The organism is Halorubrum orientale (assembly GCF_059623105.1).
This window is the reverse complement of the sequence record NZ_JBSPSR010000008.1, coordinates 134,363-147,041: the sequence shown is the minus strand read 5'-3', so window position 1 is coordinate 147,041 and position 12,679 is coordinate 134,363. Positions and strand designations below refer to the sequence as shown.

Here is a 12,679-nt window from a genome sequence, read left to right as displayed (position 1 = left end):
GCGGGTAGGTGTGTGGCGGCGTGCCGCGGCTACGCACGGACGATCCGTCGACCATTCTCGTCGTCGACGACGTCGAGGCCGTGCTCGTGGACGAATGCCGCGGTGTGGTCGGGGACGATTCGCTCGGCCGCGAAACGAGCTCTGAGCTGTGGGATCGTATCGAGGAGGTCACCGCGGGTCTCGAGTGCGGGCAACGACTGGAGGAAGTCGACGTCGAGGCCGGCGTCAGCGCCGCGCGCGGCGAGCGTGGTGAGTGCGGGTCCCTCGAACGCGCCCGTGAAGTTGATCGGCTCGGTGAACCCCGCGTAGTACGTGCGGCCGCGAGTCGACGGACCGAGCACCACCTGCGTGGTTCGCAGCTTCATCGCCGCGGCGTCGACGATGCTCCGCGAGAGCAGCGGAGCGGTCGGCGTCACGACGGCGACCGAATCGGCGTCTTCTTCGCGGAGGAGGTGCGTGACGGTGTTGCCGGCGCGAGCGCTGAACGAAGAGCCGACTTGCGGCTCGAATCGAGCGCTCTCGGTTCCGCCGAGGGTGTCTGCGACGAGCGCCCGAAGGGTCGCCTCCGGCGACGACGCAGACTGGTGGGACGCGGGTAGCTGGTCGGCCGTCGGGTAGTTGACGAGGAGTTCACCGCCTGAGCGATCGACCGCGAGCACGGCATCTCTGAACGCGGCCTCGTACAGCTCTGCGGCCTCCGCGGTCGACAACGGCGTCGAGTCCGCGAGGTCGGTCGCGACGAGATCTTCGCGTGGCGGATCGGCCATTACAGCGACGACGGTCATAGCAGATCCTGTCGCGTCGGTGTCTTCAACCCGCCGACTCGGCGCGTCCGTGGTCGGCTCACGCGAAGTCGCGCCGCATCGCGATCTCGAACCACGGGCAGAGCCGGAGCTGGCGGTACAACGCCGGGTTGTCGTGGAGGTGATCGTAATCGACCCACAGCCGCCCACCTATCTCATTGGGGTCGGGGTCGAGTGCCGCCTCCTCGAGTGTCACTTTGAGCACCGCACACACTTCCCACTCGACGCCCTCGTTCGGGTAGTACCGTTTGTACTCGAACCGGTCAGTAACGCGAAGGTCGTCGTACTGTGCGGGGGTGATCCCGAGCTCCTCTTCGAGCCGGATCGCTGTTGCCTCCTCCTGTGACTGCCCCTCAACGGGATGTGATGCGACCGTGCCGTCCCAGTGACCGTCCCACAACCGCTTCGTCGGGGCGCGCTGGGCCAGCAGGATGCGACCGTCGGTGTCGAACACCAGACAGGTGAACGCGCGGTGGCGGACTCCGTCGCCGGTGTGCGCTTCGAGCCGGTTGACCGTTCCACTCGGGGTGTCGTCTGTGTCGACCGCGACGACGTCCTGGGCGGCGTTCTCGTGGTCGAGATCCTCCCCTCCGAGACCGCCCGCCGGATCCGGGCGCTCGGCATCCTCTGAGCTCATACTGTCTCTCTCATCAACCGAGGATAATAAGCGTTCGATACACGCGACCGGACGGTGACGAGTCCCCGCGGCTCCGGTCGTCGCTTCGACGCGCTTAAACGGCCCGCACGGCTATGTGGCGGGGATGAGTGACCCGGCGCTTGACGTTGTCGAGTTCGTTTTAACCACGCATTTTTACACCGAGAACCGCGACCTCGACGAGAACGATCTTCCGCCTCGGTTCCGGCAGGTGTTCTGGTCCGACGACGCCGCCGACGACGCACCGGGGGGTGTCGAGCGACCGCTTTCCGCGACGGATACGACGACCCGCACGGCAACGGGAGTCGAGCGGCCGTGGGACGCAGTCTCTGACCTGCTGTTTACCCAGCACACAGACTTCGCGGGCGAGATATCGCTCACCCAGCCGTCGATGGCGCTGGAGTGGTACCGCGACCGGGCCGACGACGACCGCATCGCGTCGAACCCAACGATGGTCGCAACGCTCGAGACGACTGACGGCGTTGAGCCTCCTGTCTCTCACGCGGAGGCGCGCGAGGACGTTCGCCCGATCCAAGCCGACCGAGTCTGGATCGACGCGTTGCTCTCGGAGTACTTCGATGAGGACGAGGACGGTGAGATGTTGGACCTCGTCAACGTCCGCGCCCCCGAAGAGATCGAGACGACGATCACAGACCTCGTGTTGACCGGCAATCAAGAAGACGAGATCCAAAAGATCGTAAAGGCGATCGAACACCGCGAGTATCTCGCGAGCATCGGACTTCGAGAGATCGGCAAGCTGTTGTTCGTTGGGCCGCCGGGCACCGGCAAGACAACAATTTCTCGGGCGTTAGCACACCAGCTTGGCATCCCGCTCGTCGAGGTGAAGCTGTCGATGATCACGAGTCAGTATCTCGGTGAGACCGCAAAGAACGTCGAGAAGACGTTCGAGGTTGCAAAGCGGCTCTCGCCGTGTATCCTCTTCATCGACGAGTTCGACTCCGTGGCGAAGACGCGCCGTTCCGACGAGCACGCCGCGCTCAAGCGGGCGGTCAACACCCTCCTCAAATCGATCGACGAGGTGTCGCTGATCCGCGACGAAGTGTTGCTTATCGGGGCGACGAACCACCCAGACCAGCTCGATGCGGCCGCTTGGCGACGCTTCGATGAGATCGTCAACTTCCCCAAGCCTGACCGTGATATGCGCGCCGACATCCTCCGAGTCGTCACCCGCGAGATGGAGATTGCCGACTTCGACCCCGAGGCAGTCGCCGACCGAACGACCGGGCTCACCGGATCGGACCTCCGGATGGTGCTCCGTGAGGCGGTGTTGGGAGCGCTTACCGAAGACCGGATGACGATCACCCAGACGGACGTAATGGAGGCGGTCGCGGACTTCGAAGAGCGGGATAACCTGAAAAATATGGATATGATCGACGGCGAGGGAGCCGAAGTGCTCGGAGAGGGAGCGGGCCACGATCACGAGCACGGCGATGGTCACGAGCACGGCGATGGTCACGAGCACGATCACGCTCATGACCACGGTGATGAGACGTCTGCTGAGGATACTCGGGCACACGGCCACCCGCAGGATTGAGTCCGTCAGAATCTGTGTGAACAGTACGGCTGTGTGACGCCTAGGTCTCAGTTTTTGCCGCGTTCTCCCAAGTCTGTTTCGTACGTATACGGTGCTTGTGAGGCTGTGATCGGGATGGCTCCGTGACACCCGGACACCAGTTGGGCCACACATTCCCCAATACGCATGTGGCGGTGGTAGTGCACCCAACACGACCGCACGACCGCCGGACACCAATTGACCACACCCTCCCCAGCCGATTCGCGAGTCGCCCTGGGCGACTCGCTCATCCCTCGCACGCGCTCGCGAGTCCGCCTTCGGCGGCCTGCGAGGCGCGCGCCACCGCAAGTGGTGTGTTGGAGTCGGTGTCACGCGGATGACCGGTCAGTGAGTGTCACGCAGATTCGAAGAACTGTGGTCGGTACAACACTGCGAGATCCCGGTCGAAGGCATCGAGCTGGATGATGTCCTCGTCGTCGTACGCCCCGAATGAGTCGATGAACGCCTCGGCGTCCGCGCGGTCGGCAAACGGCGTCGGATTCATCCGCATGATGTCGTCGACGTGGTCTGTCTCGGTTACACGGACGAAATACGCCGTCTCTGCCGGACACAACTCGCCGGTTTCGTAGCCGGTCACCCATCCGTTCGCGACGGGAGACGCCGGACCGTCGAAGCGCGCTGGGTCGACGTAGTACGCCGCGAAACAACCCGAGGAACAAAAGAACGACCGCGTGCCATTCTCGTGGACCAGCTGTGCGTTCCACGTCGGATGCTCGGCGGCGACCATGTTACACACCGCACACCCCTCGTCATCCGGAACCGCCACGGCACGCTCGAGGTGGGCGGTCGATTCATGACCGGTTTCAGCCCCACCGTTGCTCGTATCGTCGACGGCGCTGCACCCAGCGAGTGCGACTGCGGCTGTCGTCCCGAGCGTCCCGACGACCGTCCGTCGGTCGAGGTGTCTGTGAGCGTCCTCCATACTGTCTCGGTTGGTGGCGGCCGGAATACCTGATCTGGTCCGCGCGTCGAACGGGAATTAGTTTCCAGGCGAATCTAGAGTGTCACCGTCCTCACCGCGAACGCCGGCGACCGTGTAGCCGAATCCTCGATCGATGACGACCGCATCGAACCCGCTCGCGTCGAGGGCAGCCGCGAGCTCGTCCGGCGATCGGAAGTGAGAGGTCATCCCGATCGCGTGCTCGGCCGCGACAAGGAGGCGACCGAGCGGGTGTGTGGGGTCGAACTCACGGATCACGAACACGCCGCCAGGAGCGAGGACGCGCGTTGCCTCGTCGATCGCGGCGGCCTGTGCTGGGAGATGGTGGAAGGCGTCGACGACGAGCACGGCGTCGACCGCGTCGTCGGCGACTGGAAGCCGGCCAGCGTCGCCGGCAACAGCCGACAATCCCCGGACCGCGCGAGCTCGACGGAGCATCGGGCGTGAGACGTCGACAACTAGCCGGTCTGGGCCCGTCACTGCGGCCGCCGCCCGTCCCGATCCCCCGCCGACGTCGAGGAGTCGGTCGATCGGGCGGGTCGCTCGGTCGAAACCAGCAGCCAGCGCGTCCCCGTTTGCGGGTGGCATCGCGAGGTCGTACAGCGGGGCGATCCGGTCGAAGAAGCCGACGTCGCCGGTCCCGTACATACCGGTTCCGGGGCCGCGAGTGGCTTGTATCGGTCGATCGTCGGCAGCCTGCACTGGGGAGCCACCAGCAGTTGCCGGCGACGCCGGGTTCGGGTGCGTGGGCTTTTCGGCCGCGCGTGATTGATACACCATATGGAGTTTACCGTCCTCGGTGCGGCGGGCACGAGCGCGTCCTGTCGGCTCGACTACCGGGCGTTTGCGTACGCCGGCAAGTTCGTCACCGGCGACACCGGGAAGGCGGTCCTCGAGACTGGGGACGGCTCGGCGGCGGCCCCGGAGTGGACACCGGACCGGTCGGTGCCGGAGACCGTCGATCCTGCGGACTTCGACGAGACCGTCATCGCCGCGGTGTCGTTCTCGCCCGACCGGACCGACCCAGCGTGTTGTCGACTCCGATACGTCACCGTCCACACCACACGCCGCGGGGACGGAATCGGCCCGGCGCTGATCCGCAGGACGGTTCGCTGGCTGGCCGACGCGGGATACGATCAGATTCGGATCGCAGTCAACAATCCGTTCGCGTACGAAGCGCTGTACAAGTGTGGGTTCGCGTACACTGGTGAGCAGACGGGGCTCGCCGAACTTGAGCTGGCGCGCCCCGCGCTGACAGTGGCAGCGACCCGCGCGGACGCCGACCGCTATCGGTCAGGGCTCCGGTGGTTCCGCGACGACGACACCGAGCGACTAGACGCCGAGCGAGACTTTCTCCGATCACGGCTCGACGATGCGGACCCGGCGGCACCGCCGGCGCTTCACCGTGTGGCTGCGGAAGGAGCGTAGGTCCCGAGCGACTGTGCTCGTCTCTCAGGCGCTCGCCTCGTCCTCGTCGATTCCCGGGGCCGCGGTCGGGTCGACGTCGGCGGGCTCTTCGGTGCCGCCAACGACCGTCTCGCCGGATTCGGTCTCGACGTACACGTCATCGGCGAAGCCGGCCAGAGCGTTCTCGTACTCCGGCGTCTTGAGTCGTTCTGGTGTTGCCGGCGCGTCGGTCACGCCGGCTGCGGGGCGGAACGTCCCGAGCGGGTCGTCGATCGTTATGTCGTGGTCGGTAAAGAACGCCTCGTACCGGCGATAGTGCGCTTCAAGCTCGTCTGCTGGGATCTCCATCATCTCTGTCCAACCGTAGGTGAAGAAGTCGAAGTTGGCCTGAACGTGGGTGATCTCACGCGCCTCTGCCTCCGCGAACCCCGCCTCCAGTGCGGCGACGTAGGTGTCCATCGTGGCATCGAAGAAGTCGTCGAGGTGATCGCGACGCTCCTCTCGGCGGTCCTCATCGGCCTTGTTGAGGAAGATGCTGGTGTGGAGATCGACGAGCTTGTCGTTTGCGACGTCACCGATGACCGGTGTCGTGAGCGCCTTCTTTGCGGCCCAGTGACGGATGTTCTGGCGGATCTTCATATCTACAGTAGGGCGTGAACCCTATTCAATCTGTGGCGTCAAGCAGGTCGCCATCGCGGCTGCGTCCAGCCGGCTTCGGCAAGGTTGTGAACGATCGATCCGGATTGAATCGCCCGGATGGCAACCCACATTAACCCGGAATTCAAACGTTCGTGTATGAGCGATTCGTACGTGATCGTCGGTGATGGGATCGCTGGCGCGTCCGCCGCAGAAACCCTTCGCGAGGAGGCGCCCGCCGCCGACATCACGGTCATAACCGACGAGGGAGAGTCCCTCTACAACCGGATCCTAATCAAGGAGTACGCGAAGGGCAAGCTCCCCGAAGCTCCCATCTCCATCCACGAGGAGTCGTGGTACGACGACCACGACGTCGACCTCCGGCTCGACACGGTTGTTGTCGACATCGACGTCGACGCCGATGCGGTCCACACCCACGAGGGTGAGACGTTCACCTACGACAAACTCCTGTTGGCGATCGGCGGCACCCCACAACAGCTGCCCGTTGAGAACGCCGACGCAGACGGCATCCACCACTTCTGGACGTTCCAGGACGCACGCAAGATCAAAGCCAGCGTGGAGGACGCAGCGCAGGGCATCGTCGTCGGCGCCGGACTACTCGGTATCGATTTCGCGGCCATCTGTGGTGCCCAAGACATCGAGGCGAAGTACCTGATGCGTGGCGACTGTTGGTGGCGGTACGCGCTCTCGAATGAGGGCGCCGAAATCATGCACGAAGCGATGCGCGAGCGGGGTGTCGAGCCCGTCTTCGGCTCGGGGGTCGACCACTTCGAGGTTGACGACGATGGACACGTCGAGGCCGCTGTCGATCCAGACGGCGAACGATACGCGTGCGACTTCGCGGGCGTCGCAATTGGACTCGACCTCAACACCGAACTCATCGAGGACACACCCATCGAGGTCGACGACGGCATCGTCGTCGACGAGTACATGCAGACCTCCGTCGACAACGTGTTCGCGGCCGGCGATATCACCCGGTTTCACGACGTCGTCCTCGGCGAGCAGGCACAAAACGGCGCGTGGGGGTCGGCCAAAGAGCAGGGCACGATCGCTGCAAAGAACATGCTCGCGTACGAGAGTGAGCCCTTCGAGTGGGTGTCGTCGTACTCGATCACCCACTTCGACTTCCCATTCCTCTCGTTCGGGCACCCGACAATCGGTGACGACGCAGTCGAGGCGACGACCGGCGAGAACGAGTGGCGGCGGGTCGCGCTGAAAGACGGCCGCGTCGTCGGCGGTGTCCTCATCGGCGACCTCTCACCGCAGTCTGCGTTCAAACAGCTGATGCGTGAGAGACGGGATGTCTCCGGTCAGGCGGAGCGACTCCTCGAACCGGACTTTGCTGTCGAAGACCTCGCGGCGCCGACAGAGCAGTAGCACGTGCCTGCTGGCGGGCACACAGGCGGCTGACACGGAAGCGAAGTTGTTTTCGCCCGTGACGCGATAGCGGACGTATGGACAGTGGCGGATCAACCGACATGACGCTGGCGTTCGAGCTGTCGGCATTAAAGACGCTTGCGGACCCGAACGCCGTCTTCAACAACGCCCGGCAGTGGACCGAGTACGTCGGTGTCGTCAGCGAGAAGCCCACGTACGTCGTGACGAATTTCACGCGGAAACACCGCGTTCGCCAGGACTTCTTTTCGGGTCCCCGCGGCGTCGAAGAAAGCCTCGAGAACATCAAGAGCCAGTTCGACACGGACCGACACGTCTTCGTCGGCGTCGACGCAGACGACGAGGCAGTCGCCGACGCGACCGGCTGGGAGTTCCTCGATGTCGAAGACGCGGCTACCGCGGCTGGATGGACGGTTGGGTCCGCCGAGGAGTCCACGCCGGCCGACGCCCAGACGCGAGACGACTGGCCCTGACACCCGACTGTTGGTGAGCCGGGACGGATGCTGTTTTGACGCGCCGGGTCGAACCGCGGCCTATGGACGATAACCATAATCACGGCGAGCAAGAGCATGGCGACAACCACAATCACGACAAGAACAACCATGGCCATCGCGACCACCACGCAGACCACCACAACCACGATCACGACACTGTCGGTGTCGCGGTGCTCACCGTTTCGTCGTCACGCACACTCGAGGCCGACCCCTCTGGCGACCGGATCGTCGACGCGTTCGACGCGGCGGGTCACGAGACGGTGGCGCGCGAGCTCGTCGACGACGACCGCGAACAGGTACGCGAGGCGGTCGATCGACTCGTCGCGCACGAGACCGTCGACGCGGTCGTGACGACCGGTGGCACGGGGGTCACGCCGGACGACATCACGCCAGACGCGATCGAACCGCGCTTCGAGAAGCGACTCCCCGGTTTCGGCGAGCTGTTCAGGCGACTCTCCTACGAGGAGGTGGACGCTCGCACAGTGGGGTCACGCGCGACAGCCGGAATCGTCGACGGCACGCTCGTCTGCTGTCTGCCCGGCTCGACAAGTGCGGTGACGCTCGGCGTCGAGTCGGTACTTCTCCCGGCAATCGGTCACCTCACCGGGCTGGCGAGCCGTCACGAGTGAGTGCGGTGGCTGTCCGGAGACACGACGAACGGCTCTGGTTCAATCCGAACGAGTCGACTGCACCGACGCGAGGAAGTTCTCGATAATATCGTGGCCCGCAGCTGTGAGGACGCTCTCGGGGTGAAATTGTACGGCCTCGATTGGGTGACGTTCGTGGCGGACGCCCATCACGAGCGACTCGTCGCCGTGGGTCGTCGTCGCGGTGACGGAGAGCGTGTCAGGCACCTCCGTGGCGATAAGCGAGTGGTACCGACCCGCTCGGAACCCCTGGTCGAGTCCGGCGAAGACGCCAGCCCCGTCGTGTTCGACTGGGAACGCTTTGCCGTGGATCGGCTCGGGGGCGTGGCCAACCGTGCCGCCATACTCGTGGACTGCCGCCTCAAGGCCTAAACACACTCCGAGGGTCGGAACTGACGGCGAGAGATCTCGGAGAACCGGTCCGGTGACGCCGACGTCTCGTTCGTTCTTCGGGTGTCCCGGTCCGGGACTGATGAGGATGGCGTCCGGCTCGGCGTCCTTGACCGCCGCTAGCGACGCGGTGTTTTTGAATACCGTGATGTCGGCGGCGGGCTCGTCGCCCTCACCAGCGACTGGTTCGGTCTCGGCGGTGAATTCGCCTTCGGCCGCAACCGCCGGCCGACTGAGTGCCTGCTCGGAGACGTACTCGACGAGGTTGTAGGTGAACGAGTCAAAGTTATCGACGACGACAACGTTCATCGCTCCACCCCCTCGGTCGGTGCGGGCGCATCCGTCGGTGCTTCCTCACGGATCCGGTCGACGGCCGCGAGCACGCCCTCCATTTTGTCTTCGGTCTCCTCGTACTCGGCAGTCGGGTCAGAGTCTGCGACGAGGCCGGCACCGGCGCGGATCGTCACCTCGTCTTCACCGCGCTCGCCGACGTCCGATCGCAGCGTCGCGGTACGGATCACGATCGCGAAGTCGGCGTCGCCGGTCCACGAAAAGTATCCCACGCCGCCGCCATACGCCTCACGCGGCGTGGGTTCTAACGCGTCGATGATCTCCATGGCGCGAACCTTAGGCGCGCCAGTGAGGGTGCCAGCAGGGAACGCGGCGCGGGTCGCATCGAATGGGTCGGCCTCGGCGGCGAGCCGTCCAGTCACCGTCGACTCGATGTGCTGGACGTGGCTGTACTTCAATACGTTCATGAACTCCTCGACGCGTACCGACCCAGGCGTCGACACCCGGCGGACGTCGTTTCGCGCGAGGTCGACGAGCATCGTGTGTTCGGCCCGTTCCTTGCCGTCGGCGAGCATCTCACCCGCCAGCCGGCGGTCCTCGACCGGACTCGTCCCTCGTGGGCAGGTGCCCGCGATCGGGTTCGACACCACGCGGTTGTCTTTCACCGAGACGAGCGTCTCCGGGCTCGCGCCGACGACGGTCCGGTCGTCGTGTCTCAGTACATACATGTACGGCGACGGGTTGACGTCTCGCAGGGCCGCGTACAGTCCGAGTGGGTCGACGTCACCCCGAAGTCGACGGCTTCGAGAGACGACACCCTGGTAGATGTCGCCGTCGAGGACGTGTTGTTTCGCGGTTCGTACCGCGTCTTCGTACGCCGACGGCGAACCCGCTTCCTCGGATCGAACGCGGATCCCGTCCGGGTCCGGCGGGTCAGCACCGGCCAATGCGGCGGCGACGCGGTCGGCCTCTGCTTTGAGAGCGTCGTAGGTCGATCCGGGATCGTCGTCGACGATGGGAGTGAACACGAGCTCGACGGTGCCGTCTACCTCGTCGAAGACGACCGTCCGCGTCGTCAACAGAAACTCCGCGTCGGGAAACATCGTCTCCGGGCGCTCGATGCCGACTTCGTCGAGCCAGAGGTCGTACACGGCCTCGTACGCCAGGAATCCGACGAATCCGCCGGAGAGGATCTGACGGTCGGTGTCGGGGAAGTTCCGTCGCGCGACGTCCGGAAAGGCGGTACGAAGTCTGTCGACGACGTCACCGGCTTCGGGACCGAGCGCGTCGACGGTGCCGTCGTCGCCTCTCCCGATAAAGTCGGCCGCCGGACCGAGGCGAGTGAGGCGGGTCGTCGTCGGGTGGACGGAGATAACGGCGTCCGGATCGTATCCGACGAACGAGTACCGGGCGTGTTTGTCGGCACTTCCGCCCGCGGTGAACGCTCCGCCTGGGTCGCTTGACGCCACCTTCTCGCCGGACTCCAAGAGGAAGCCGTACGGGCTCTCTCCGACGAGTGTCGCGTACGCCGCAATGGGCGTCGTATCGGCGTCCAGTGAGGCCGCAACACGAACAACCACGGGGCCATCGGCGTCGGTGGCGTGCGTGCAGAACGCCTCACGCGAGCAGTCGAGCGTCGTCATACGATCGCGACCTCCCGGCCCGCATTTGCGACGAAGCGAGCAACGGCGTTGTGATCTTTGTGCCCCGGCGTTAATTCGACACCTGAGGAGACATCGACCGCGAACGGCTCAGCAGTCTGTACTGCCTCCGCGACGTTCTCCGGGGTGAGGCCACCGGCGAGTACGACCGGCGTCGTGAGCCTCGTCGCCAGCGTACCCGTGGCGGTCCAGTCGTGTGTCTCGCCCGTGCCGCCGGCTCCCGATTCGTCCGTCGAGTCGACGACGAGGGCGTCGGCGACTCCGTCAAACGACTCCGCGCGGGCCGGCTCGTCGGCGTCGACGGTCAGCAACACCTTTGCTTCGGTCTCGGCGCGCACGAACCCGATCTCGTCCGGCGTCCACTCGCCGTGGAGCTGTACTGCATCTGGTCCGACCGTGCGGGCGAGTTCGACCGCGCGTGGAGCGGTTTCTGGCATCGTGACCAGCGTCGCCGTGACGAACGGCGGCACGTCGGCGAGCAGCTCGGCTGCCTTCGCTGGGTCCACCGCTCGCGGGGTATCGACGGGGACCTCAGTTATCACGCCAACCGCGTCGGCACCGGCTTCGACGGCAGCTCTGAGGTCTGCGGCGTCAGTGAGCCCACATATCTTCACGCGAGCCATCAGCGGGCCTCCTCGTCTGACCCAGCCGACGCCGGCGTCTCGGCCGACTCGGCACACAGCGCCTCGAGCTTCGCTGCGGCCGACCCGTCGTCGATTGCCGACGCAGCGCGGTCGACGCCGGCCGACAGGGAGTCTACCCCCCCGGCGACGTAGATTGCAGCGCCCGCATTCGCGAGGATCAGATCGCGTTTTGGGCCGGTCACGGAGCCGTCGACGATCCCACGAAGGTCTGTGGCGTTCTCCGTGGGCGTGCCGCCGGCGACGGCCGCTATCGGCGCTTGGTCGACACCGAGGTCGGCCGGGGACAGGGTGAACTCGGTGACCGTCTCGCCGTCGACCTCGGCAACCGTCGTCTCGTCGTGAATCGCAATCTCGTCCATTCCGGCGCCGTGGACGACCAACGCGTGCTCAACGGGCATGCGAGCTACGGCCCGTGCGATGGGCGCGACGAGGGAGGCGTCGTACACCCCAAGGACCTGTGCGTCGGCACCGGCGGGGTTCGTCAGTGGGCCGAGTACGTTGAACAACGTCCGCATGCCGAGTTCCTTGCGTGGACCGATGACGGCCTTCATCGCCGGGTGGAACACCGGCGCGAGCATGAATCCGATGCCGTCAGTCTCGATGGCCGACTCGACGGCTGCCGGTTCGGCCTCGACGTCGACGCCAGCGACCGAGAGGACGTCAGCGCTGCCTGAGGAGGACGAAACCGAGTAGTTGCCGTGTTTAGCGACCGGGACGCCAGCCCCCGCAGCGACGATGGCTGCGGTCGTCGAGACGTTGATCGTATCGTAGGCGTCTCCGCCGGTCCCGCAGGTGTCGACGAGCGGTGACCGATCCGGGTCGATCGTCCGTGCCGAATCGCGCATCCCGGTGGCGAAGCCGGCTATCTCAGCCACCGTCTCGCCTTTCGCCCGCAGCGCGGTCAACAACGCCCCGATTTGCGCCTCGGTCATTTCCTCGAAGACTAACCCGGCCGCCTCGCGAGCCTCCTCGAGCGTCAAGTCGCCGCCGTCTGTCACGCGTTCGATGGTCTGTTGAGTGTCCATGGAAGATACGAATGTATGAGTCCGTGTTGTGATGTACAAGTATGTACACCGATTTAACCTTGTCGGCGACGGCCGA

14 protein-coding genes are annotated in these 12,679 nt (G+C 65.2%); 5 read left to right on the top strand and 9 right to left on the bottom strand.

All coding sequences use genetic code 11. The features are described 5' to 3' along the window. Positions 1–29: 29 nt before the first annotated feature. Both ACWUI7_RS10635 and idi read right to left on the bottom strand, forming a co-directional pair. Positions 30–785 carry a hypothetical protein gene (locus ACWUI7_RS10635; RefSeq protein ID WP_496642198.1) on the bottom strand — a complete coding sequence of 252 codons (756 nt, stop codon included), beginning with the start codon at positions 783–785 and terminating at the stop codon, positions 30–32. Between the two features lie 58 nt (positions 786–843). Next, on the bottom strand, positions 844–1,440 hold the full coding sequence (gene idi / locus ACWUI7_RS10630) for an isopentenyl-diphosphate Delta-isomerase (protein WP_496642197.1): 597 nt from the start codon (positions 1,438–1,440) through the stop codon (positions 844–846). Positions 1,441–1,564: 124 nt separating this feature from the next. Between idi and ACWUI7_RS10625 the strand changes: the two genes are divergently transcribed. Further along, the gene (locus ACWUI7_RS10625; RefSeq protein WP_496642196.1) at positions 1,565–3,013 is read left to right on the top strand and encodes an ATP-binding protein; all 1,449 of its coding nucleotides are present in this window, start codon (positions 1,565–1,567) and stop codon (positions 3,011–3,013) included. Positions 3,014–3,386: 373 nt separating this feature from the next. On the opposite strand, the gene ACWUI7_RS10620 is transcribed toward ACWUI7_RS10625, so the two are convergent. Together ACWUI7_RS10620 and ACWUI7_RS10615 are read right to left on the bottom strand one after the other, a co-directional pair. Further along, positions 3,387–3,974, bottom strand: a complete 588-nt coding sequence (locus ACWUI7_RS10620) for a nitrous oxide reductase accessory protein NosL (RefSeq protein ID WP_496642195.1) — start codon at positions 3,972–3,974, stop codon at positions 3,387–3,389. Between the two features lie 57 nt (positions 3,975–4,031). Next, the gene (locus ACWUI7_RS10615; protein WP_496642328.1) at positions 4,032–4,640 is read right to left on the bottom strand and encodes a class I SAM-dependent methyltransferase; all 609 of its coding nucleotides are present in this window, start codon (positions 4,638–4,640) and stop codon (positions 4,032–4,034) included. A gap of 132 nt (positions 4,641–4,772) precedes the next feature. Between ACWUI7_RS10615 and ACWUI7_RS10610 the strand changes: the two genes are divergently transcribed. After that, complete coding sequence (locus tag ACWUI7_RS10610; protein WP_496642194.1) at positions 4,773–5,420, top strand: GNAT family N-acetyltransferase; 648 nt, start codon at positions 4,773–4,775, stop codon at positions 5,418–5,420. 24 nt (positions 5,421–5,444) lie between these two features. Here the strand turns inward: ACWUI7_RS10610 and ACWUI7_RS10605 are convergent, their stop codons facing one another. Continuing rightward, on the bottom strand, positions 5,445–6,038 hold the full coding sequence (locus tag ACWUI7_RS10605) for a DUF6149 family protein (RefSeq protein ID WP_496642193.1): 594 nt from the start codon (positions 6,036–6,038) through the stop codon (positions 5,445–5,447). A gap of 156 nt (positions 6,039–6,194) precedes the next feature. On the opposite strand from ACWUI7_RS10605, the gene ACWUI7_RS10600 reads away from it, so the two are divergent. The 3 genes from ACWUI7_RS10600 (at position 6,195) to ACWUI7_RS10590 (ending at position 8,574) form a co-directional block, all read left to right on the top strand. Beyond that, a complete protein-coding gene (locus tag ACWUI7_RS10600; RefSeq protein ID WP_496642192.1) occupies positions 6,195–7,433 on the top strand; it encodes an NAD(P)/FAD-dependent oxidoreductase in 1,239 nt (412 codons plus the stop codon). 77 nt (positions 7,434–7,510) lie between these two features. Continuing rightward, positions 7,511–7,924 carry a DUF7124 domain-containing protein gene (locus tag ACWUI7_RS10595; protein ID WP_496642191.1) on the top strand — a complete coding sequence of 138 codons (414 nt, stop codon included), beginning with the start codon at positions 7,511–7,513 and terminating at the stop codon, positions 7,922–7,924. Between the two features lie 62 nt (positions 7,925–7,986). Beyond that, positions 7,987–8,574, top strand: coding sequence for a MogA/MoaB family molybdenum cofactor biosynthesis protein (locus tag ACWUI7_RS10590; RefSeq protein WP_496642190.1), 588 nt, complete (start codon positions 7,987–7,989; stop codon positions 8,572–8,574). 39 nt (positions 8,575–8,613) lie between these two features. On the opposite strand, the gene trpG is transcribed toward ACWUI7_RS10590, so the two are convergent. Genes trpG through trpD form a run of 4 tightly spaced genes read right to left on the bottom strand, consistent with a single transcriptional unit; the run spans position 8,614 to position 12,603 of the window. Beyond that, positions 8,614–9,291 carry an anthranilate synthase component II gene (trpG, locus tag ACWUI7_RS10585; RefSeq protein ID WP_496642189.1) on the bottom strand — a complete coding sequence of 226 codons (678 nt, stop codon included), beginning with the start codon at positions 9,289–9,291 and terminating at the stop codon, positions 8,614–8,616. Further along, positions 9,288–10,916, bottom strand: coding sequence for an anthranilate synthase component I (gene trpE, locus ACWUI7_RS10580; protein ID WP_496642188.1), 1,629 nt, complete (start codon positions 10,914–10,916; stop codon positions 9,288–9,290). Before trpE ends, trpG begins: the two co-directional genes overlap by 4 nt. Then, positions 10,913–11,557, bottom strand: coding sequence for a phosphoribosylanthranilate isomerase (locus tag ACWUI7_RS10575; RefSeq protein ID WP_496642187.1), 645 nt, complete (start codon positions 11,555–11,557; stop codon positions 10,913–10,915). The genes trpE and ACWUI7_RS10575 overlap by 4 nt, the downstream gene beginning before the upstream one ends. Further along, positions 11,557–12,603: an anthranilate phosphoribosyltransferase gene (trpD, locus tag ACWUI7_RS10570; protein ID WP_496642186.1), complete on the bottom strand. Its 1,047-nt coding sequence runs from the start codon at positions 12,601–12,603 to the stop codon at positions 11,557–11,559. The genes ACWUI7_RS10575 and trpD overlap by 1 nt, the downstream gene beginning before the upstream one ends. Positions 12,604–12,679 lie beyond the last annotated feature (76 nt).